General features: G+C 57.4%; 18 protein-coding genes, 2 tRNA genes and 1 rRNA gene. 15 read left to right on the top strand and 6 right to left on the bottom strand.

Annotated features, from left to right (window positions below):
* On the top strand, positions 1 to 704 hold a 704-nt coding region (locus VGK23_02775), incomplete at its 5' end, for a transcriptional regulator FilR1 domain-containing protein (protein HEY3419451.1).
* A gap of 104 nt (positions 705 to 808) precedes the next feature.
* Here the strand turns inward: VGK23_02775 and VGK23_02770 are convergent.
* Positions 809 to 892 (bottom strand) — tRNA-Ser (locus tag VGK23_02770).
* Positions 893 to 1,574: 682 nt separating this feature from the next.
* Here VGK23_02770 and VGK23_02765 point away from each other — a divergent pair.
* Positions 1,575 to 3,044 (top strand): 16S ribosomal RNA (locus VGK23_02765).
* Between the two features lie 201 nt (positions 3,045 to 3,245).
* Positions 3,246 to 4,850, top strand: a complete 1,605-nt coding sequence (pyrG, locus tag VGK23_02760) for a CTP synthase (glutamine hydrolyzing) (GenBank protein ID HEY3419450.1) — start codon at positions 3,246 to 3,248, stop codon at positions 4,848 to 4,850.
* A gap of 127 nt (positions 4,851 to 4,977) precedes the next feature.
* On the opposite strand, the gene VGK23_02755 is transcribed toward pyrG, so the two are convergent.
* Entirely contained in the window at positions 4,978 to 5,469 is a 492-nt protein-coding gene (locus tag VGK23_02755) for a flavodoxin domain-containing protein (protein ID HEY3419449.1), read from the bottom strand.
* A 565-nt stretch (positions 5,470 to 6,034) separates the two neighbouring features.
* Here VGK23_02755 and VGK23_02750 point away from each other — a divergent pair.
* The 5 genes from VGK23_02750 (at position 6,035) to VGK23_02730 (ending at position 13,751) form a co-directional block, all read left to right on the top strand.
* Positions 6,035 to 8,026, top strand: a complete 1,992-nt coding sequence (locus tag VGK23_02750) for an FAD-binding protein (protein HEY3419448.1) — start codon at positions 6,035 to 6,037, stop codon at positions 8,024 to 8,026.
* A 1-nt stretch (position 8,027) separates the two neighbouring features.
* A complete protein-coding gene (locus VGK23_02745) occupies positions 8,028 to 9,389 on the top strand; it encodes a 4Fe-4S dicluster domain-containing protein (protein ID HEY3419447.1) in 1,362 nt (453 codons plus the stop codon).
* 1 nt (position 9,390) lies between these two features.
* Positions 9,391 to 10,890 carry an FMN-binding glutamate synthase family protein gene (locus VGK23_02740; protein ID HEY3419446.1) on the top strand — a complete coding sequence of 500 codons (1,500 nt, stop codon included), beginning with the start codon at positions 9,391 to 9,393 and terminating at the stop codon, positions 10,888 to 10,890.
* A complete protein-coding gene (locus VGK23_02735) occupies positions 10,890 to 13,508 on the top strand; it encodes a hypothetical protein (protein ID HEY3419445.1) in 2,619 nt (872 codons plus the stop codon). The genes VGK23_02740 and VGK23_02735 overlap by 1 nt, the downstream gene beginning before the upstream one ends.
* Before the next feature lie 167 nt (positions 13,509 to 13,675).
* Positions 13,676 to 13,751 (top strand) — tRNA-Gln (locus VGK23_02730).
* A 1-nt stretch (position 13,752) separates the two neighbouring features.
* Here VGK23_02730 and VGK23_02725 read toward each other — a convergent pair.
* Positions 13,753 to 14,193: a VOC family protein gene (locus tag VGK23_02725; GenBank protein ID HEY3419444.1), complete on the bottom strand. Its 441-nt coding sequence runs from the start codon at positions 14,191 to 14,193 to the stop codon at positions 13,753 to 13,755.
* Positions 14,194 to 14,229: 36 nt separating this feature from the next.
* The gene (locus VGK23_02720) at positions 14,230 to 14,748 is read right to left on the bottom strand and encodes a nitroreductase family protein (protein HEY3419443.1); all 519 of its coding nucleotides are present in this window, start codon (positions 14,746 to 14,748) and stop codon (positions 14,230 to 14,232) included.
* A 128-nt stretch (positions 14,749 to 14,876) separates the two neighbouring features.
* Here VGK23_02720 and VGK23_02715 point away from each other — a divergent pair, with 128 nt between their 5' ends.
* Positions 14,877 to 15,107: a KEOPS complex subunit Pcc1 gene (locus VGK23_02715; GenBank protein ID HEY3419442.1), complete on the top strand. Its 231-nt coding sequence runs from the start codon at positions 14,877 to 14,879 to the stop codon at positions 15,105 to 15,107.
* 4 nt (positions 15,108 to 15,111) lie between these two features.
* Here the strand turns inward: VGK23_02715 and tgtA are convergent, their stop codons facing one another.
* Positions 15,112 to 17,064 (bottom strand): tRNA guanosine(15) transglycosylase TgtA, encoded by a 1,953-nt coding sequence (gene tgtA / locus VGK23_02710; protein ID HEY3419441.1) that lies wholly within the window; start codon positions 17,062 to 17,064, stop codon positions 15,112 to 15,114.
* A 114-nt stretch (positions 17,065 to 17,178) separates the two neighbouring features.
* Between tgtA and VGK23_02705 the strand changes: the two genes are divergently transcribed.
* The 3 genes from VGK23_02705 to VGK23_02695 are packed head-to-tail and all read left to right on the top strand — an operon-like array spanning position 17,179 to position 18,392.
* Positions 17,179 to 17,409: a hypothetical protein gene (locus tag VGK23_02705; protein HEY3419440.1), complete on the top strand. Its 231-nt coding sequence runs from the start codon at positions 17,179 to 17,181 to the stop codon at positions 17,407 to 17,409.
* A gap of 48 nt (positions 17,410 to 17,457) precedes the next feature.
* Positions 17,458 to 17,820 (top strand): peptidyl-tRNA hydrolase Pth2, encoded by a 363-nt coding sequence (gene pth2, locus VGK23_02700; GenBank protein HEY3419439.1) that lies wholly within the window; start codon positions 17,458 to 17,460, stop codon positions 17,818 to 17,820.
* A complete protein-coding gene (locus tag VGK23_02695; protein HEY3419438.1) occupies positions 17,820 to 18,392 on the top strand; it encodes a DUF99 family protein in 573 nt (190 codons plus the stop codon). The genes pth2 and VGK23_02695 overlap by 1 nt, the downstream gene beginning before the upstream one ends.
* On the opposite strand, the gene VGK23_02690 is transcribed toward VGK23_02695, so the two are convergent.
* Positions 18,393 to 19,073 carry a hypothetical protein gene (locus VGK23_02690; protein ID HEY3419437.1) on the bottom strand — a complete coding sequence of 227 codons (681 nt, stop codon included), beginning with the start codon at positions 19,071 to 19,073 and terminating at the stop codon, positions 18,393 to 18,395.
* A 290-nt stretch (positions 19,074 to 19,363) separates the two neighbouring features.
* On the opposite strand from VGK23_02690, the gene VGK23_02685 reads away from it, so the two are divergent.
* The 3 genes from VGK23_02685 to VGK23_02675 are packed head-to-tail and all read left to right on the top strand — an operon-like array spanning position 19,364 to position 22,601.
* A complete protein-coding gene (locus VGK23_02685; GenBank protein HEY3419436.1) occupies positions 19,364 to 19,792 on the top strand; it encodes a 30S ribosomal protein S12 in 429 nt (142 codons plus the stop codon).
* A complete protein-coding gene (locus tag VGK23_02680; protein ID HEY3419435.1) occupies positions 19,789 to 20,388 on the top strand; it encodes a 30S ribosomal protein S7 in 600 nt (199 codons plus the stop codon). The genes VGK23_02685 and VGK23_02680 overlap by 4 nt, the downstream gene beginning before the upstream one ends.
* Positions 20,389 to 20,405: 17 nt before the next feature.
* Positions 20,406 to 22,601, top strand: coding sequence for an elongation factor EF-2 (locus VGK23_02675; protein HEY3419434.1), 2,196 nt, complete (start codon positions 20,406 to 20,408; stop codon positions 22,599 to 22,601).
* Positions 22,602 to 22,628: the final 27 nt, after the last annotated feature.

Raw genomic sequence — 22,628 nt, 5'->3', positions numbered from 1 at the left:
ACGCGGACCGGCGCAGGATAATCGAGGAGCTTCAGACACAGCATCTGAAACTGAACGAGGTCGCGAAGAAGCTGGATATCGCCCCTACCGAGGCTTTTAGGCAGCTGCAGAAGCTGACGGAGGCCGGCCTCCTGGAAAAGACGGTCGAAGGCAAATTCTGCTCGACACCCTATTCCAGGCTTGTCATGGAGTCCTCGGCAACAATGGACTTCCTTTCCAAGCACAGGGAGTATTTCTTGGACCATGATACGTCGCTCATCCCTCCTCAGTTCCGCATCCGATTTGGAGAGCTCTCGAAGACCGTCTTGCGCTCCGAGGCAGTCGTCAACATAAACACTGCCACCCTGGTCCTCAGGGACTCTGAGAAGCGGATCGATGTGATGGCCGAACAGCATATGGAGCACAATGGCCAGATACTCAGACAGAAGTCGTTGGATGGTGTTAAGGTCAGGTCCTTGTTGCAGGGAAACATGATTGAGACCATAGAAGAAGAACCCATTGTCACGCGATCATGGGAGAGAAGGGTCATTCCCAGAATTTGCGCCATAATAGTTCTGACCGAAAAGATAGTAGGGATCTCATTACCGAAGTTGGACGGAAAGATGGATTACAAAGTCTTGGAAGGAAAAGATTCAGAATCAATGAAATGGGCAAGCGATCTATTCGAAGACCAGTGGAACAGGGCCAGACCATGGCACCCTTGAACGGCGAAGGAAGTCAGACACCCCCTCACTTACTGGGATGGGTCTCCCGGTGCAAAACATATGATTGATGGTGAAACAATCATCTGATGGATAGAAAATTTGAGCGCGAAGAGGGGGATTTGAACCCCCGAGTCCTTTCGGACAATGGATTAGCAATCCATCGCCTTACCGAGCTGGGCCATCTCCGCTTGAGGGTTCTGAGAAAGTCCGTATCGTTCTTAAAGGTTTTTATCTCCATTCATATCTGCCGATGCAGGTGGTGGTATCTGGCTGGATTTGGTCGGAGTCCGCCTAACCAATTTGTAGCTATTGGTATACTATTGTATCCCTTATTTCATGCTCTAAGGCTGACTATTCCACCTGAAGATCTCCTCCAAATTCGGGTAAAATGTTGCCTACACGACACCGAGGTGCTCCGTAGAGTTTATGTATGATGAGGTCTTAGCGAGTAATACGATGAAATCGGCCCCATCCATGGGGTCGGATTGCACCGTAAAAAGCCAAAAGTCCCTCTGGAAAAGGTTTATATATCAAAACCGTGGTGAGGGGCTACCTTGCCATGAAAGGCAAGGAAAAGGCGAAAGAAGCCCTTAAAGCAAACGGTTATATATGTGACCGAAGTTAAGGGGATTCTACGCTGAGACACAGCATAAAAAGAGCTATATGGGTCGAATGACCTGTATAACAATATAGAGCTGTGAGCGATAATGGAGAACTGAGATCTCCGTCAAGAATGACGTGCTCTCTTGGTTCTGACGATCGATGGCGAATATCACTAATATTGAAGTGGTATCGCTGGTGAAACTTGGTAATCCTGCCAATTTCGTGTTAAATCCTTAGCAGTAATTCAATGGATTAAGCATAGGATCGATTCCGGTTGATCCTGCCGGCGGCCACCGCTATTGGAATTCGATTAAGACATGCGAGTCGAGAGTCGTAAGGACTCGGCGGACCGCTCAGTAACACGCGGATAACATGCCCTAAGGTGGAGGATAATCTCGGGAAACTGAGAATAATACTCCATAGATCTAGAATGCTGGAATGCTTTTAGGTCGAAAACTCCGGTGCCTTAGGATTGGTCTGCGGCGTATCAGGTTGTAGTGGGTGTAACGGACCCACTAGCCGATGACGCGTATGGGCCTTGAGAGAGGAAGCCCAGAGATGGACTCTGAGACATGAGTCCAGGCCCTACGGGGCGCAGCAGTCGCGAAAACTTCACAATGGGGGCAACCCCGATGAGGGAATTCCAAGTGCTAGCACTTTTTGTGTTAGCTGTTCTTTTGTCTAAAAAACAAGAGAAGTAAGGGCCGGGTAAGACGGGTGCCAGCCGCCGCGGTAATACCCGCGGCCCGAGTGGTGGTCGATATTATTGAGCCTAAAACGTTCGTAGCCGGTCTTGTAAATCCTTGGGTAAATCGGCCAGCTTAACTGTCCGAAGTCCGGGGAGACTGCAAGACTTGGGATCGGGAGAGGTCAGAGGTACTTCTGGGGTAGGGGTAAAATCCTGTAATCCTAGAAGGACCACCGGTGGCGAAGGCGTCTGACTAGAACGAATTCGACGGTGAGGAACGAAGCCCTGGGGCGCAAACGGGATTAGATACCCCGGTAGTCCAGGGTGTAAACGCTGCGGGCTTGGTGTTGGGGGTCCTTAGTGGGCGCCCAGTGCCGGAGAGAAGTTGTTAAGCCTGCTGCTTGGGGAGTACGTCCGCAAGGATGAAACTTAAAGGAATTGGCGGGGGAGCACCGCAACGGGAGGAGCGTGCGGTTCAATTGGATTCAACGCCGGACAACTCACCAGGAGCGACGATTACATGAAGGCCAGGCTGATGACCTTGCCTGATTTTTCGAGAGGTGGTGCATGGCCGTCGTCAGTTCGTACTGTAAAGCGTTCTCTTAAGTGAGATAACGAACGAGACCCTCACTAATAATTGCTAGCGTTTTCTCTGGAAGGCGCGCACATTATTGGGACCGCTGTCGCTAAGACAGAGGAAGGAGAGGTCAACGGTAGGTCCGTATGCCCCGAATCTCCTGGGCTACACGCGCGCTACAAAGGACGGGACAATGGGTTCCTACATCGAAAGGTGACGGCAATCCCGAAACCCGTTCGTAGTTCGGATCGAGGGCTGTAACTCGCCCTCGTGAAGCTGGATTCCGTAGTAATCGCGTATCAACATTACGCGGTGAATATGCCCCTGCTCCTTGCACACACCGCCCGTCAAACCACCCGAGTTGGGTTTCAGTAAGGATATCTCGTTTTGGGGTTTTCGAACTGAGATTCAGCAAGGAGGGTTAAGTCGTAACAAGGTATCTGTAGGGGAACCTGCAGATGGATCACCTCCTACGCAAGGGGAAGCACGAGAGCAATCGAGTGTTTTCCCCGACCAATTCCCGCAGGGTTACCAGGCACTAAAACAAACATCGATCGTCATTCCATTATTATTTATCATTTCTACAATGATCAGGTTCATCGCCATCGATTTTTTTGTTAATAAAGACAAACAATAAATACGCATCTGGATTATGGTCATTTCCCGTGAATTAATGAAATACATTTTTGTTACTGGTGGGGTTATTTCCGGGCTCGGCAAAGGGATAACTGCGTCATCGATCGGCCGATTGTTCAAGTCCCGCGGGTTAAAGGTCACTGCTATCAAGATCGACCCTTACCTGAATGTTGATGCTGGTACCATGAACCCGTTCGAGCATGGCGAGGTATTCGTGCTCGATGACGGCGGAGAGGTGGACCTAGACCTCGGCAACTACGAAAGGTTCCTGGACATAAGCCTCACCAATAATCACAACATCACCACCGGTAAGATCTATCGCATGGTCATCGACAAGGAGCGGTGCGGCGAATATCTGGGCAAGACCGTGCAGATCATACCTCATATAACAAACGAGATCAAGAACCAGATCACAATCGTCTCCGAGGCGACCGGCGCGGACGTGTGCATCGTCGAGCTGGGAGGCACCGTAGGCGACATCGAGTCCATGCCCTTCCTGGAGGCGGTCCGTGAGCTGAACGCCGACCTGGGAAAGGGAGAGCACTGCATCTACGTCCATACCACCCTGGTCCCCATCATGGGAGTGGTGGGAGAGCAGAAGACGAAGCCGACACAGCACTCCGTCAAAGAGCTCCGGGCCATAGGTATCCAGCCGGACGTCATTGTCTGCCGGGCCAAGGAACCCTTGGAGGAGTCGATCAAACGGAAGATATCCCTTTTCTGCGATGTTCCAGTGGAGGCGGTCGTCTCCTGTCCGGACGCGAGCTCGATCTATGAGGTGCCCATGATCCTCGAGGAACAGGGTCTGACCGATTTCCTGCTCCATCGGCTGAAGCTCGAACCGAAAGGATTCGATCTGACCGAATGGAAGGATTTCGCTCATCGTATCCTGAACCCGAACAAGACAGTGAAGGTGGCCTGCGTCGGCAAATACACGCATCTGGCCGATTCCTACATATCGCATTTCGAGGCGTTCCACCATGCCGGGGCCGAGGCGGGGACGAAGGTGGAGCTGATCTTCGTTGATTCAGAAGTGGTGCAGCAGTTCGGCATCACGGAAGAACTGAAGAAGGCCGATGCCATCCTAATACCGGGTGGATTTGGCAACCGGGGGATCGAGGGCAAGATAATGGCGGCCAGATACGCCCGCGAGAACAAGGTGCCATATCTCGGCGTCTGTCTCGGGTTCCAGATAGCCACCATGGAGATAGCGAGGGACCTGCTCGGGATGTCCGGAGCGAACTCCACCGAGTTCGACAAGGACAACGCCTATCCAGTGGTGGACCTGCTTCCAGAACAGAAGAACGTTATCAAGAAAGGGGCCACCATGAGGTTGGGGGCCCAGCCGGTGATGGTCACTAAGGGCAAGGCGTTCGACCTGTACGGTAAGGAACTTATCATGGAGCGGCACAGGCACAGGTACGAGGTGAACCCGAAGTTCATCGAACAGCTGGAATCCGCCGGCTGGAAGTTCACTGGCAGGTCCGCCGATGGCGTGAAGATGGAGATCGGCGAGTACCAGGGAGACCATCCTTATTTCGTGGCGTGCCAATTCCACCCGGAGTTCAAGTCGAGGCCGAACAAGCCATCGCCGCTGCACCTGGGACTGATCAGGGCCGCGATAGTCCACAAGTACGGCTGACGGCGGTGCCTAGGGGCACCGGCCTGGTAACAATATCCGGCACGTAATTCGTCTTTGATGGATCACGAACATATCGTGCATGTTCGCCCCGACCTTGCTCTGCACGGTTCGGCATCAACGGAAAGGTTCATCTCAACCGGTTCAAGAAACCCTTCGGGTATTCCCTGGATATGTCCAGTGCCTCGGGGGTGAGAGGTCCAATGAATCCGATCACGGCCGCATGGAGGGTCACCTCGCATGCGGTCATTCCTCTTTCCTGGTATAGTTTTCGTGTGTGGGAACCAGCGTTCTTGTCGCCTTGATCGACGCGCTCCATCCAAACCATTCTTTTCTTCGGGTCCTTTGAAAGCGGCCCTATCGTGTCGAACGGAACTATCGGGCGGGACTTCCAATAGTTGACGTCCAGGTTCGTGGGGAAGGCCCTAGTGTCCCCAGTCATGCGGCCAATTCTGGTCGGGGAACCGATGAACAAGAACTCTCCACGGTTCGGTGCCTCACAACCTTTGGTGACCGAGATGAGATCTACCTCGTGCCCATTGCTCTTGATCTCATTGGCGATCGATTCCGCGACCTTCTTGGAATTACCATGCACACTGTCATATGCGACTTTGCCTTTCATCTCTTCAATCCCTGAGGTATCGATTAGCTCTAGCGAACTTATGTTTGCCGGCTTGGATTGTGATCAATAAATATTGACTTCAATGGACAGATATCTAACATATCTCGATATTTGTGAACATATCTGTCCAACAAGGCATGTATTCTTTAGTCATTGGGACTACTTGAATATTGAATTCAACCGACATTCGTCTAATTATTGTCATGTTTTATGTTCAATAATCAGTTTTTGGATGATTTTAAGGGCAAGAATTAGACATATGCACAAGCTATAAGACCTGATTCGTTGTTGTGGCCTAATATCGCGACCCGTGGTGCTATACAAACGCTTCGGACCCTGTTGGGGCGGGGGAAGGACGAAGGATTGATGGTCCCGGGATGATCGGCGCATTGCAAGGTGATGAAATGGCGGATGCGGAGAAGAGGGGGACCAAGTCTACTCAGGTCCAGCTCTCTACCTCAACTCCGACCCTATGCGACCCTTGCGGATGCTGCGATATGGTTCATTGCATCGATGGCGATCAACAGTTTTCCGAGGACGAAATGGTATAGAGGGGATATCTAGCATGAATGCCGCTTCAACGACTGCACTCGAAGGCTCAGCGATTGAGAAGAAGACCGATCCATGGACGGTAAAGCAGACCGCCCAAGACCTGTTCCCTGAAGAGGTGGAATCGCAAAAGGGGAAGATCTACAAGGGCATCGCCGCCTTGAACATTCCCGACCTCAGGGTAACGTCCTCCAGGGGGGCGCTCGCGCTCTATTCGAGGGACCAGGCGGACGTACCGGACATGCTGCGGTCGACCCTTTTCGACACCGTTCCAGATGTCTTGGTTCAGCCGTTCTCCTTCGCAGCGATCCAGGCGGTATTGAATTATGCCGCTTCCAAGAAGATCCCGGTCATAGTCAGGGGGGCAGGTTCCTCGCCGTTCGGCGGTTCCATGCCGGTCAAGGGCGGCATCATGCTGGACATGAACACCCTCAATAACGTCATCTCCTACGACCCGGTCAAGAGAACGGTCAAGGTGGAGGCAGGAATACGCTGGGCCGACCTGGACTGGTTCCTGGAGAAGAAGGGGATGAGCGTAAGATCCTGTCCCTCCAGCCGCTTCTCTACAGTGGGCGGCTGGATCGCCTGCGGCGGTATCGGAGTGGGGACCGTTTCCGCTGGGCGCCTGATCGAATCGGTAGAGGAGATCGAGGTCGTCACCTCTCTCGGAGAGGTCAAGCGGCTGACACCGAAGGATCCACTGTTCCATCCGGTATTCGGCAGCGAAGGCCAAATGGCCGTCATCGCATCGGTCACGCTGCAGGTCCGGGAAAGGCCGAAGGCGCTGGCGCCCAGACTGGTCTTCTTCACGGACCACGAGAGCGCGATAGCATACGCGGGCAAGCTCGCCGCATCCGAGAAGAGGCCGATGGACCTCACCTATTTCAGCCCGGGCAAGTTCAAGGGCCTGAACCAGGTGCTCGGCAGAGGCGACTACCTGGAAGCCCACGGGATCATGGCCACCTATGAGAATGACAAGGATGCGGCGGCGAACGAGATCCCCAAGGGTGCCAAGCTGGCCCAGCCCTACCTTTCGTTCCTGATGTGGAACGAGAGGTTCTTCCCCATGAAGTTCCGCAAGCTCGGACCGGGCCTGATGGGCTCCGAGGTCCTCGCGCCCAAGGAGAAGGTGTCCAGTATCGTGGCCCGGGCGCTGCAGGTCTGTGACCAGCATGGTCTCGAGCCGATGATGGAGATACACTTCCTGAGCAACGGGGACGGCATGCTCCTTTGCTACTACATAACCGACCAGACCAAGCAGCTGAAGTACACCATGGACTCGTTCCGCGGCCTCCTGATCAGCAAGGCGCTGTATGACGAAGGGGCCACTCCATACTCCTTCGGCGTATGGAACCATCTTTTCGTGGACTACGGCGATGCGGAGGAAAAGAAGGCGCTCACAGAGGCCAAGCAACAGACCGACCCGTCCAACATAATGAACCGTGGCAAGTTCCCCCGGTTGGGCGGCCGGATGGGTGGATTGCCCGCCACTCTCTTCAGCCCCGCCGTGCTGGGCTCGGTGCTCAGGATGGTCAACAGCCTGGCGCCGGTCGCGGCCCCGGCGATCAAGGTCATCGCTTCCGGGGAGCTGATGGAACGCGAGGGAAAGGACCTGCTGTTGGACACAGCGGATGAATGTGCCATGTGCGGAGCGTGCGTTGGTGTGTGTCCGGCCTACATGCTGACCAAGGATGAGAGGGTCACAGCGAGGGGCAAATTGCTCACCGCCAGAAAGATGGGGACATATGGTGCCGTGACCAAGGAGCACGCGCACGCCACCTTCCTGTGCATGAGGTGCAAGGCCTGTGAACAGGTATGCCAATCCAAGCTTCACCTGATCCCGGTCTACGAGGAGATGGAAAGGCGCCTGGCCGAGCAGCACGGCAAGAACGCCGAGATGGTTAAGAAGTTCGTCGAGCTGGCGGAGAACTCCGCTGCCTACGATGCATTGGTCGACCGCGGACTGGTGCTTGGTTCGCCAAGCAAGAACCTTGAAGGAGGTAACTGAGATGTACGAGCGCTACCACCTCCCCAAGAAGGAGCTGCCATTGCCGGAGAGGCCGTTCGCCAAGAACGCCGTCGTCCGGGACGACCGCTGCATGAACTGCGGCCGATGTGCCGATCAATGCATCTATGGTGTGCACGAACGTGACGCCAAGGACCCGAGGGTCATGGCCGAGCCGAAAGCCTACCTGTGCAAGAACTGCCTACGCTGCGTCGAGAACTGCCCTCAGAGGGCATTGACCGTGCAGTACTCGAAGGAATACCTCTCCCTTGGCGGCGGTGTATGGACACCCACCCGGGTCAACACCATCTGGAACGAGTCCCAGACCGGCAAGCTGCCGGTGTACGGTGCCGGCTACCGGGGCATGTACGTCGGACCTGGCTACGATTCCATGTGGACCGACATGTCTGAGATCGTCCGTCCCACCAGGGACGGCATCCACGGCAGGGAATACATATCGACCAGCGTCGACCTGGGCAAGCGGGTCGACCATCTGGAGTTCGATGAGAAGGGAGACCTGCTCACCGAGATGCCCAAGTTCGTCGAGCTGCCTCTGCCGATGATGATGGACGTGAGCCGCTCCGCGGACCTGCGGGCGGCGCCGTTCGAGGGACTGATCAAGGCCGCGGCCACTCTGGGAACGTATGTGTTCTTCCCGGCCGGATCGAAACTGCCGGAGCTGCCGGCCGACGCGATGCGAACGCTGGTGCCGGTGTTCTACGCGGGAAAGACGGCGGTGGAGACCGTCAGTTCGCCGAGCATCGTAGAGTTCGAGATGTCTCCGGCCTGGAAGGAGGACCTGAAGGCCCTCAGCGCCCGGTTCCCGAATGCCATATTCGGCGCCCGGGTGGAGGCGGCCGAAGGCGTCGAAAAGGTCGCCGTGGATCTGGTGTCCGACGGCATAGACATCATCCATGTGCTCTATGACGAGCAGGGCCAAGAGAAGGGAACGAAGCGTCTGGCCAAGGACTCGCTGCTGGCGATCAACAAGGCATTGGCGAATGCGTCGATCAGGGAGTCTGTCAGCATCATAGCGGCTGGCGGACTGGCCGCTGCGGAACATGTGCCGAAGAGCCTGATATGCGGTGCCGACGTGATAGTGCTGGAGCAGGCATTGAAGGTGGCGCTCGGATGCCACGGTGGACCTTCCTGTCCGGTCTGTCCGATGGACGGAAGCAAGATCACCACGGACTATGCTTACTGGAGGACGGTCAACATGGTAGGTGCCTGGAGGGACCAGTTGCTGGAGGTCATGGGCGCCATGGGCGTGAGGGAGGCCAGACGTCTGCGGGGTGAGACTGGCCGGGCCATATTCTACGAGGATGCCGAGAGGGATGCGTTCTCCAACATACAGGGAGGTGCTTGAGATGTGCGCAATGTCAACCGAGATCATCGATGAGGACTTCAATGCCGTTCCGTCCATGCTGCTGAAGAGAATGGCCCGATACCGGGTCACCAGGGCGGACAGCTGCATCAACTGCGGACTGTGCGAGTCGCTCTGCCCCTACGGCGTTCACCGACGGGTGGAGGGTCACGTCAAGATGCTGCCGCCGGCGGACGCCAAGTGCATCGGCCCGACCTGCTCGTCGAACACATTCTACTGCGTCAAGGCCTGCCCGACCCAATCATTGTTGGTCTCCCCGAACCCGGTGTTCGCCAGCATGGGCGACCCACGCTGGACCCCGGATATGATCATCGCCACCTGGAAGCAGGCGGAGACCGGCCAGCCGCTCCCGCTGGACCACTATGCCCAGCATGCCAACTCCGGAGGGGGCTTCGACCGCATCTCGATCCAGATCCCGGCCGCCAAGGGCAGCTTCCGTCCGGAGGAGATATCCACCGCGATCGACCTGAACCACCGCAAGTACGGACCGAGGGTCAAGATCGACATCCCGGTCTACGGCGGTGGAATGTCCTTCGGCTCGGTCAGCAAGAGGACGATGCTGGCAAAGGCGATAGCCGCCACGAAATGGAACACCTTCACCTGCACTGGCGAGGGCGGTTATCCGGACATGCTCATACCGTACAAGGACCATGTCATCACCCAGATCGCCACCGGACTGTTCGGTGTGCGCGAGGAGACCATCAAACGCGCCCGGATCGTCGAGTTCAAGTATGCCCAGGGTGCCAAGCCCGGTCTGGGCGGCCATCTGCTTTACGAGAAGAACACCCCGGAGGTGGCCAAGATGAGGGAGGCGGTGCCATACACCAGCCTGTTCTCCCCGTTCCCGTTCCACAGCGTGTACTCGGTCGAGGACCACAAGAAGCATCTCGACTGGATCAACGCGGTGAACCCGAAGGCGCTGCTGTCGGTCAAGGTGTCGACGCCGAACGACGTCGAGATGGTCGCCGTGGGCAGCTATTATGCCGGGGCCAACATCGTCCACCTTGACGGCGGATACGGAGGCACCGGCGCCGCGCCGGAGATCGCCAAGAAGAACATCGCCCAGCCGATCGAGTACGCCATCCCGAAGGTGCACCGCTTCCTGGAGAAGGAAGGCATCCGGGAGGACGTGACCCTGATCTGCAGCGGTGGCATGAGGACCGCCATGGACATCGCCAAGGCGATCTGTCTGGGCGCTGACGGCGTCGTCATCGGCACTGCGGAGATGGTCGCCATGGGATGCGTCCGGTGCGCCAACTGCGAGAGCGGCAGGGGCTGTCCGAGGGGCATAGCCACCACCGACAAGGAGCTGGAACTGCAGAACGAGATCCCGTCGCAGGCCAAGAGGCTGTGCAACCTGTACCAGTCCTGGCAGATGCAGTGGAAGGAGCTGCTCCACCGCCTGGACATGAAGGACATCGCCGAGCTGAGGGGCAGGACGGACCTGCTCCGCTACAATGGAACTCCCGGGAGGATGCTGTGATGAACTCCGCCGACAAGATATTGAGATCAAGAAGGAAGATCACCCAGGACCCGTTCAAGTACCTGCCCCAGGAGGCCGAGGGCGGGTGCGGGGTCGTCGGACTGGCGGCCTCGAAACCGGTGGAAGGCTGCCACATACTGCAGCCCCTGGAACAGATGCACAACCGTGGGAACGGCAAGGGCGGCGGCATATCCGCGGTCGGCCTGGTCCCGGAACAGCTGGGAGTGGACATGCAGACGCTGGAGAGCCACTACCTGGTCCAGGTGGCATATCTCAAGGACGAGGTGCGTGCCCAGCTGGAGAAGGAGTTCATCCAGGAAAGGTACGATGTGCGTTCGTCGCATGTGGTGCCCATCAGCACCGACCCGGTCCTGCTGGCGAGGCTGGAAGTGAGACCGCCCACGGTGGTCCGGTACTTCTGCCGGGCCAAGCCGGCCATGCTGGACAGGTTCATCGCCGAGAACGAGCTTCAGGAGATCGCGCGGGGCCAGGTAGAGGACGAGTACGTCAACCAGACCAGCTTCGAGATCAACCAGAAGTTCTACGCGAACAACGCGATGCAGGCGTTCGTCATGTCCCAGGGCCGGAACATGCTGATCATGAAGATCGTCGGTTACGCCGAGGACGTCATCCGCTACTACAGGATGGAGGCCTTCAAGGCAAACATCTGGATCGGACACCAGAGATATCCCACCAAGGGCCGCGTCTGGCATCCCGGCGGAGCGCATCCGTTCATGGGTCTGGACGAAGCCCTGGTCCACAATGGGGACCTGGCCAACTATGTGTCGATCACCGAGTACCTGGGGCAGAAGGGCATCAAGCCGATGTTCCTTACCGATACGGAGGTCGCTGTGCTGCTGTTCGACCTGCTCAACAGGGTCTACGGTTACCCCCTCGAGTACATCCTAGAGGCGCTGGCGCCGACCACAGAAAGGGACTTCCACCAGCTGTCGCCGGAGAAGCAGAAGATCTACCGGGCGATCCAGTCGACCCACCTGCACCGCTCGCCGGACGGCCCCTGGTTCTTCATCATCAGCCGCAATGACCACTACAATGACAAACTGCAGCTGATCGGAATAACCGACACCTCGATGCTGAGGCCTCAGGTCTTCGCGCTGGTCGAGGGGGACCTGCAGATCGGCCTGATAGCATCGGAGAAGCAGGCCATCGATTCCGCGTTGCTCAGTCTGGCCAGCGTCTACAAGTCGCTGCCGCTGCAGGCGGACATGTACTGGAACGCCAGGGGGGGAAGCCACACCGACGGCGGGTCGTTCATCTTCAACCTCGGAAAGGAGGTCCCGGGCAAGGGCCGCCAGCTCACCTGCAACAACAAGTTCGGGGCGCGCGTGACGGTGCCGGGCAAGGAGTTCGACAGGGCCCAGGACGCCATCATGGCACACCCATTGCCCAAGGGCAGAAGGTCGGCACTGGCCGACAAGATGCTCTCCGGGACGGTGGAACAGGGATTCCAGACCTGGAAGCAGGCGGTCCTCTCGGCATCCGCCGAGGAGATCATCGATGCCATATCATCGCTTTCAGGGTTGTCCGAGAACGGGGACGAGTTCCAGAAGAGGATCGACCTGATGACGGTGGCGCTCGACCGCAGGTACCCGACCGGCAAGCTGCGCCGGGCCAGGATCACCACCCTGTTGACCGACGGTATCGCATCGATGCTGCGATCGGCCCCGAGGGTGGAGGTGAACCGGTCCTCGTCGGCCGCGCTGGTCGACCTTAAGAACTACCGATCGCTGGTGGCCCCGAACGGCCAGAGGGCGCTGGCCATTGACTGCACCGGATTCCCGATGGAAGGGGAGCAAGGCGTTTCGCACGTCATATGCCGCGCCGCCGAACTTGGCTGGAAGAAGATGATCACGTTCGGCACGACCGGACAGAGGTTCTTCGGCTGCGGCCTCGGGCCACGCACGGCTGGGATATCATTGGACGTCTACGGAAGCTCCGGAGATTACCTGGCATCCGGTCTGGACGGGGCCGAGGTGACCATCCATGGCAACGGCCAGGACCAGCTGGGACAGATCCTGGCCTCGGGCAAGTTCGTCATCCACGGGGACGTGGGACAGACCTTCATGTACGGGGCCAAGGGAGGCAATGTCTACATCCGCGGCAATGCCGCCGGAAGGCCGTTGATCAACGCCGTGGGAAAGCCGCGGGTGGTCATCAACGGTACATGCCTGGACTACCTGGCCGAGTCGATCATGGCGGGCGACCCGCTGAACGGCGGAGGGTTCGTGGTCCTGAACGGACTGGGATTCGACGCGGACGGCAAGGCGTTCGATCTGGCAGAGCCATACCCGGGAGGCAACCTGTTCTCCCTAGCGTCCGGCGGTGCGATCTACGTGCGCGACCCTGGCAACAAGGTCACCGCGGACCAGCTCAACGGCGGGCGCATCTCGAAGCTCTCCGACAAGGATTGGGAACTGCTCCTGCCCTACCTGAAGGAGAACGAGAACCTGTTCGGCATCTCAATCGAGAACGACCTTCTGGTGAAGGGCGGAGCCGCGGTCGGCCCGGAGGAGCTGTACAAGAAGATCGAGGTGGTCCCGATCGCGGTCGCGGCGAAGGCCCACGACGAGGAGCCGGCAGACGACGAGGCGAGCTAAACCTTTTTACACATCCAAAACGACCGGCCGGCCAAATGCGCAAGGCCTGCCGGCGACCTTCATTTTTCGACGATCACCATGTGGCCACGTCACCAACCGCCAGCATATGACCCGCGTGATCTGACGACTAAGCTAGATATAGGCGGAACGAATATCGCGGTCAGAACAGCCCCGTAGTGTAGCGGTCAATCATGCCGGCCTTTGGAGCCAGCGACTCCAGTTCGAATCTGGACGGGGCTACCACTCATTTCTCCATCAATTCTATTTGGATGCCGTCAGGGTCAGATACTACCGCCCTTTTGAATCCCCTGTCCAGGTCCATGGATCCGTCGGTCAGGACGGGCTCGTATTTGGAACGGTCGATGGTCATGATCCCCGAGACCACCTTGGCGCCCAGCCTCTCCACCATCGCCATCACCGCGGCCAGGTTCCTGACCCTCAGGCAAAGGTGCTTGATCCCGGCGTCACCGCGGTCATGGAACTGTTCCTTGGCCCCGCCCCTCTCGATGAGCTCGATGACCACCCCTCCGAGATCGAGGAAAACAATTCGCTGGATGCCCGGCACTTTGGATTCCCAGTGGTTCGTCTCCACCGCGCCGAAGACATCGGTGTAGAACCTGAGCGATCTCTCGGCGTTCTGGACCTCCAGCGCTACATGCTCGAAACCTTCGATCATCTGGACCATGGGACCCTATGGACCTTCGGCATGAAGAAGTCTCCTTCACCATTTCTCCCTGTGCACGATGGTGTCCTGCTCCATCCTCGGAGAGGTCCGGCCGGAATCCTTGGGCCTGCCGATGGGGACCATGGCCACCGCCCTGGCGCATTCCGGCAGCTGCATCAGCCGCCCCACCTCCTTTTCGTCGAAGGCGCCCACCCAGCATGTGCCGTATCCTTGGCTGACCAGGTATAGCATCATGTTCATTACGGAGGCGGCGGTGTCCTGGATGGTGTACAGGCTCTCCCCTCTTTCACCGTAGTTCTTGATGCGGTTCATGTTGGTGCAGACCACGATGACGACCGGAGCTTCCTCCACGAACCGCTGTCCGAACGAGGCCTTGGACAGTTTCTTCTTCATCTCGCCATCCCTGACGATGATGAAGTCCCTGGCCTGCAGATTGCCTGCGGAGGGTGCCAGGTTGGCCAACCGGAGCGTCTCGTCGATGATGTCATTTGGTACGTCCTCGGCCGTGAAGCCTCTGACGCTGTGCCGTTCCTCGATAGCTTTCACAACATCCATGTGTGCACCTCAAGCTCTGATGGCACATAGTCGACCCCAACATAGATAAGCATTACATCTGCACGCGTCCAAGACCGATTCCAGACCGATCCGAACCGCTTATTACCCCGAACACACAATCACCTCCCGTGTCCGTTGAATGCGAGATCGAGATGGACCTGGAGAGCGAGGCTCAGGCCAAAGCGATACTGAAAGCGATCGAGCTGGATAACGGTCCCTACGCCAAAGCCACCATTTCCGGGAAGACCCTGCGTCTGGTCTGCGAGGCGAGATCGATGCCGTCCATGCTGCATACCCTGGAGGACCTGCTCGCCTGCATCAGGGTGGCCGAGGAGATGACCTGCGCTGGAAATAAGTGATGACCTAATCCTTCACGCCTTCGCGCACCTTCACCGCAATGCCCTTGGACATGGCCCTCATCTCATCCGGAACGAGCACCGCCCTTCCGATCGCCAGCATCCTGTCGTTCTGGTCGACGACGATCACCTCGTCCATCGGGCGGATATCTGGGTCGGCGTCGGTCACGAAACCGCAGAAAGCGTTCTTGCCTTCCCTGACGAACGGTATGGCATCATCCCGGACCATCACCCGGAGCCGTGGCGAAGGGAAGGCCTTCAAAAGCCTCCTTCCTGCCCCTGGCCTCATGGTGAAGAACCCGTCCTCCGCCCTCATCGACAGGATGTGCTCGCCATCGACGATGACGTTGCGGATCTTGTCCGTGTTCTTGGATTTGACCAGATCGACCTTGCCCGAGAACAGGGCATCGGCCGCCCCCTCACCGAACTGGTAGTCAGCGACCGCCCGGATCCGGTAAGCGTCAATGTCGAACGTCGTCTTCCCTTGGGCGATCTCGGAAAGCATCTCCAGGGTCGGTTCGCCGTCGTACATGAGCGAGAGCTTGTATGTCTGGCGGTGGGACTGCCTTTCCATCAGCTCCTTTATCCGCTCCTGGGTCTCCCGGTCGTTCGTGCTCGGGAAAAGAGACTGGGCGATGGGATACATCTCGTCGAGCTCGATCGGCACCGGGCCGAACGGGGTGACCACCATGAAGTGGGCGTCTGAGGTCTCGGAGATCCTGGCGATCTCGTTCGAGTACTGCCGGCCATAGGGCTTGCTGTTGTCGGCGAAACCGACCATTATCTCATTGCCCGGTTGTCGGTAGCGGGAGAAGATGCGTCTCTCGTAGCGCAGCATCGCCGGGCGGTTCAGCGATTCCGGCCCGGTGTAGAACATGGCACGGTCCCGGGAAAGCGGCTCGAACCTCTCCAGGTATTCGGTATGCTCGTGCAGCCGGCGGAGTCCGTCCAGCAGGGCCGGGTGGGAACGGCAGCGTCTTTCGGCCAGCTCCCAGATGTCCCCTTCCAGGATGGCGCGCCGGCATCTTTCGATCTCGGTGAGCGATGTGTACAGGTTGTGCCTGGCCAGCGTCATCAGCCTTTCGGACGGCTTCATGGCCTTGATCTGCTCGATGGTCTTTCCCACGCACGCCGGGCAGTCACAGTCGTTCACCTTCATGTCGGCCAGGTGCATGGTACCCTCCACCGTCATGAGACGGTCGTCACGGGCGAACTTGGCGTACGATGCGGAATCGAACATGTCACATCCGAGCAGGACAGCGAGCGAGAACACCATCGGATGTCCCGCTCCGAACAGGTGCACTGGCCGGGAAGGGTTGAGTCCCTTCTTCGATGCGACGATGACATCCACCAGATCTGCGAACCGGTATTGTTCCATGAGCGGTACCACGCCGCCCACCGGGTGGACATCGACCGGCATCGAGGCCATCTCCCGGGCGCAGTGCTCTCTGAGGTCGGGATAGACGGAGCCTTGGACCACTCCGGCGAGCATCATGCTCCCCTTCAGGCCGGCGGCCTCCTCTGTCCTCTCCAGGGTCACATCCACCGCGGCCGCGGTCTGTTCCTTGGTCCATTCCGGCTCGGTGAAGATGTCCAGGACCGTTCCGATGTCCGTTCCGATGTCCTTCTGGAAATTGACGATGTCGCTGTTCTTTAGGTCGACCTCACCGTACATATGGGATTGGAAGGTCCCGCTGTCGGTCATGATGACCCCGGGGAAGTCAAGGAGATCGTGGAGCTTACCGTCAAGCGCCTTCTCCTTCAGTACTGGATCGTTCCTAATGATGTACGAGTTGGTGATGAGTCCCTGGAAACCGAACACGTCGTACAGTTCCCTGGGCGAGACGGTGATCAGCCGGGGATTGATGACCGGAAGCAAGGCGGGCGTTTCCAGGATACCGTGGGCGGTCTCGAGTTTACCGATCCTGGCCAGTCCGTCCCTTTTTGTGATCTCGAACATTATTCATCCCAATGTGAGCAGGATATTAATATTCACTACCGAACCCTAGAATACCCGAAACCGGAACAATGCGTGGCAATGCTGAAATACCGGAAAGCACACTCGACCGTTCCGATGCCCGAGGTAGAGGAAAGCCTTCTGTTGGATTGTCCGAAGTGCGGTATCAAGATCACGGTGCCGGTGAACGCATGTCGGGAGGGTGAGCATTACCAATGTCCCATATGCACTGCGGATGTGTGCTTCCATTACACAGACGAGGAGCTGAAGGCCCTGGTCGTGAAGATGAGAAAGTTGCAGGAACGGGAGCTGTACAAATCATTCCCGATGACCTTCGGCGATCTCTGACCCGAGGAAAGCTTTTTACCCTCGGGGCAAATCATACAGCGAATCCAGATGGCATCTTTCAATTACAAAATGATCATAGTCGTGCGCAAGGACCTGAAGCTGTCCCCGGGCAAGATGGCGGCACAGGTGGCACACGCCGCCGTTAACTGTGCGCTGATCGCCAAGAAACGCAGCCCCATGTATTTTGACGCCTGGTACAACGAAGGCCAGAAAAAGGCGGTGGTCAAGGTGAACAGCCTTCAGGAGCTCCATGAGATCAAGACGGCGGCCGAGGCCGCCGGACTGGTGACCTCGCTGATCGTCGACGCGGGCATGACCGAGCTGCCGCCCAACACCACCACCTGTCTGGGCATCGGACCCGCTCCGGACAACCTGATCGACAAGGTGACCGGGCATCTAGGGCTGATGTGATGAAACGGCAGGTGCGCGTCCTGGGGATCGATGACGCACCTTTCTCTTTCAGGGACGGCAAGGTGCCCATCGTCGGCGTGGTCGTCCGTCTGCCGGGTTATGTTGAGGGGGTGATCGTCTCGGAGGTCACGGTCGACGGGGACGATGCGGACCAGGTAATCACCGACCTGATCCTGAGGTCGAGGTACCGGGAGCAGATCAGAATGGTCATGATCGACGGGACCTCGCTGGGCGGCTTCAATGTGGTGGACATCGATCGCCTATCAAAGGACACCGGCATCCCGTTCTGCACGGTCACCAGGGACCGGCCGGACATAGACTCCATGAGGGGGGCGCTGCAGAAACATTTTCCGGATTGGCAGCGAAGGATGGAGATCGTGGAAAGGCACAGACCGGTCCCGGTTCAGACTGGCCACGGTCCGATATTCGCTTCCATCACCGGCGCTTCTTCTGCGGAGATGGAGGAACTTCTGCGGGGGAGCACTATCCAAGGCGCGATACCGGAGCCGATCCGGATGGCCCATCTGATCGCCGCCGCGATGGTCAAAGGAGAATCTAAAGGCAATCCCTGATCAGGCAACGATGCCGGCCTTTACAGCCTCGACCAGCGCGTCAGAGGCCCCGGCCTGTCTTTCCAGGATTATCTCAGAGGATTGAGACCCCAACGGTTTGATGTGAATGTTCATCGCATCGGTCTTAGTGGAGAGCAGGAACCCGTTCTTGGTGGTGGTGACCTCGAAGGCCGTCCCCGAGGTCCCGAGCACGCTGATGACCTTGTCCCGGGCCTTGTCCGAGGTCAACCGGAGGCAGCGTTTGTCCATTTCGGCCAGGGTCTTTCCGTAGCGGTCGTTGAACGCGAGAACGACTATCAGGACCATCATCAGGCCTCCGATTATGGCGAAGGTGAGCGGTTGCTCCGGGTTGAGTCCCTTATATATTGATAACAGCGAGGCGGCGAAGACCGAGACCTCGGATATGTAGATCATGCCGAGCATCCCATTGACCAGCTTTTTCGGCATGACGTGTTTGGACCAGCATCGGAAGTGCAGGTCGCTGACCATTTTGGCAGGTATCACCAATACCGCAGCCGACAAGATCGACAGGACGAAGAATAGGTTGAAAAGCTCCTGCATCAGGACATATGAGAATAGCATAAGGGCAAAGAACGAAGGTATGACCACCGCTAGCCCATATTCAATTATTGTCTGAGCTCGCTGAAGCTGGTCAGCGCGGTCGCACGCTTTCTCTACCATGTCCCATCCCTGGAAATCATAATGCCCCCCGGATTCATAAATCTATGCCGTTTGGTCCGAACAATGTTTTTCATACCGCCGGGAAGGACCAAAATCTGACTTACGACATATTTGCAAATGATAGGAAGGGATATAAGTGAGTTGTACTTTCCATCGCTCAACATAAATCGCAGACGGTTCGCCATCCATACGTCAAAATTCGAGAGCCAGAGGGCACATTCGCAAACCCTATACTCTTAAATACGACATGCGGTATTGGGAGTCTGCTTCAGATAATGAAGGTGAATATATTGGCACGAGGATTATACACTGCCAGGAAGCTCTCATCAGACAGGCAGAAGTTCCGATGGAGTGACAGCTCTTATAAGAAGAGAATGCTCAAGCTCAAGGAGAAGTCTGACCCGTTGGAAGGGGCATCCCAGGCCAGGGGCATCGTACTTGAAAAGGTCGGTATCGAAGCCAAGCAGCCGAACTCCGGGATCAGAAAGTGCGTCAAGGTACAGCTGATCAAGAACGGCAGGCAGATCACCGCTTTCGCTGTAGGCGACGGCGCCATCAATTTCATTGACGAGCACGACGAGGTCCTGGTAGAGGGCATCGGCGGCAGAATGGGTCGTTCATACGGTGATATTCCTGGTGTCAGGTTCAAGGTCATCCAGGTGAACAACGTGTCCCTAAACGAACTGGTTAGGGGCAGGAAAGAGAAGCCAGTGAGGTGAATTCTTTGGCAGAAGAGACTACCCTTCAATTCAACAACATCCTGTTGTTCGGAAAGTTCGCAATGGCCGACGTCGTCGTAAAGGACGGCGGATTGGCCAAGTACATCAACCTTAGCCCGATATCTTTGCCGCACAGCGACGCGAGGCACGCGAACCGCTGGTTCGGAAAGTCCAAGGTCAACATCGTGGAGCGCCTGCTCAACAACATGATGAGGACCGAGGTCTACACGGGCAAGAAGATGAAGGCCTACCGTGTGACCAAGGACGCATTCGACGTCATCGCCGAGAGGACCAAGAAGAACCCGGTCCAAGTGCTCGTCGAGGCATTGGAGAACGCCGCACCGCGGGAAGAGATCACCCGGCTTCAGTTCGGAGGAATATCCGTCCCGAAGGCCGTCGATATTGCACCTTCAAGGCGTCTGGACATTGCCCTGAGGAACATCTCCAAGGGAGCGATCCAGGCATCGTTCAAGACAACAAAGCCCATCGAACTGTGTTTGGCCGACGAGCTCATACTCGCCGCCAAGAACGACATGAACAGCTTCTCCGTCGCCAAGAAGGAAGAAGTTGAAAGGGTCGCGCAGTCGGCACGCTGAACCAAAAGGTGGGATCTATGGGACGTAAAGAGGATAACATCGCAAAAGCCCAGGCCATTATGCGTACGCCGAAGTACATCCGCAACATCGGAACGGCGGCGCATATCGACCACGGCAAGACAACGCTCAGTGACAACCTTATCGCCGGCGCCGGCATGATGTCGGAGAACCTGGCAGGAAAGCAGCTGATGCTCGATTTCGATGAGCAGGAGCAGGCCCGCGGCATCACCATCAACGCCGCGAACGCCTCCATGGTTCACAGCTATGGCGGCCACGAATACCTGATCAACCTGATCGATACCCCGGGTCACGTCGACTTCGGCGGGGACGTCACCAGGGCCATGAGGGCTCTGGATGGCTGCATCATCCTGGTCTGCGCGGTCGAGGGCATCATGCCTCAGACCGAGACCGTCATCAGGCAGGCGCTCAAGGAGCGTGTCAGGCCGGTCCTGTTCATCAACAAGGTCGACCGCCTGGTCAACGAGCTAAAGGTCACCCAGCAGCAGATGCAGGAACGCTTCGTGAAGATCATCGCCGAGGTCAACAAGAGGATCAACGCCCAGCTGCCCGAGGATCTGCGCAAGTCGTGGCAGGTCAAGGTCGAGGACGGCTCCGTCGCCTTCGGTTCCGCTTACAACAACTGGGCAATATCCGCCCCGTACATGAAGAAGTCCGGAATATCGTTCAAGGACGTCTACGAGTACTGCAAGAACGAGGACCAGAAGACCCTGGCCAAGAGGTCCCCGGTCCATGAGGTCCTGCTCGACATGGTCATCACCCACGTCCCGAACCCGCAGGACGCACAGAAGGTCCGTATCCCGGTCATCTGGAAGGGCGACCTGGAGACCGATGTCGGCAAGGCCATGATGACCTGCGATTCCAATGGTCCGGTCACCTTCATGTGCACCAAGATCATCATGGACCCGCACGCTGGAGAGGTGGCCATCGGCCGTCTGTTCTCCGGTAAGGTCATCCGTGGCATGGAACTCAACATCGTCGGCATGGGAATGAACCGCTGCCAGACCGTCTCCCTGAGCGTCGGGGCGGACCGTATCCCGGTCGATGAGGTCGACGCAGGCAACATAGTGGCTCTCGCCGGACTGAAGGATGCCTTCGCCGGTTCGACCATCTCCACCGCCAAGGACATGGAAGCGTTCGAGAAGATCACCCACTACTCCGAGCCGGTGGTCACCGTGGCCATCGAGGCCAAGCACATGAAGGACCTGCCGAAGCTGGTCGAAGTGCTGAGGACCGTCGCAAAGGCGGACCCGTCCATCCAAGTACAGATCAACCAGGAGACTGGAGAGAACCTCCTGTCCGGAATGGGAGAGCTGCACCTGGACATCACCCAGTACAGGATAGTCAACGACCACAAGGTGGAGATCAAGGCATCTGCACCGATCGTCGTCTATCGTGAGTGCGTGAAACAGCACGGAGGCCCGTTCGAGGGCAAGTCCCCGAACAAGCACAACCGCTTCTTCATGGAAGTCCTGCCGCTGGAAGACGCCATAGTGGCCGCGATGAAGGCTGGCGACATAAAAACCGAAGGCAAGATAAAGGACCCGAAGGCACTGGCCAAACAGCTCAGCGACCTGGGAATGGACAAGGACCAGGCAAAGGGGATCGTTGGCTTCAAGGACAACAACATCCTGATCGATATGACGAAAGGTATCCAGAACCTGCACGAGACGATGGAATTGTGCAAACAGGCTTTCGATGAGGCAATGACCGTCGGACCACTCGCTCAAGAGAAGTGCGCCGGCGTGAAGATGCTACTGGTCGATGCCAAGCTGCACGAGGACTCGATCCACAGGGGACCGGGCCAGGTCATCCCTGCCACAAGGTCTGCCATCTATGGCGCCATGTGCATGGGAGAGCGGGTATTGTTAGAGCCGATAACCAAGATCTACATCAACGTCCCGCAGGACCTGATGGGAGACGCAATACGTGAGCTCCAGTCCAGGCGGTCCACCATCGAGGAGATCAACCAGGAGGGCATCAACGCGGTCATCGTCGCCAGGGCGCCGGTCGCCGAGATGTTCGGGTTCGCCAGCGCCATACGCGGTGCCACACAGGGCCGCGCTCTGTGGTCCACTGAGAACGCTGGCTTCGTGATCGTCCCGAAGGAACTGCAGCCGAAAGTTGTAGGCGACATACGCAAGAGGAAGGGCCTCAACCCAGAGCCTTACGACGCCGCATATTACTCTGGCTAAGGATGAAAAACCGTTATATATCAAGAA

The sequence above is a fragment of the Methanomassiliicoccales archaeon genome, from assembly GCA_036504055.1.
GTDB lineage: Archaea > Thermoplasmatota > Thermoplasmata > Methanomassiliicoccales > UBA472 > DASXVU01.
Note: the sequence above shows the minus strand (reverse complement) of the source record. Positions and strands in the feature narration are given on the sequence as shown.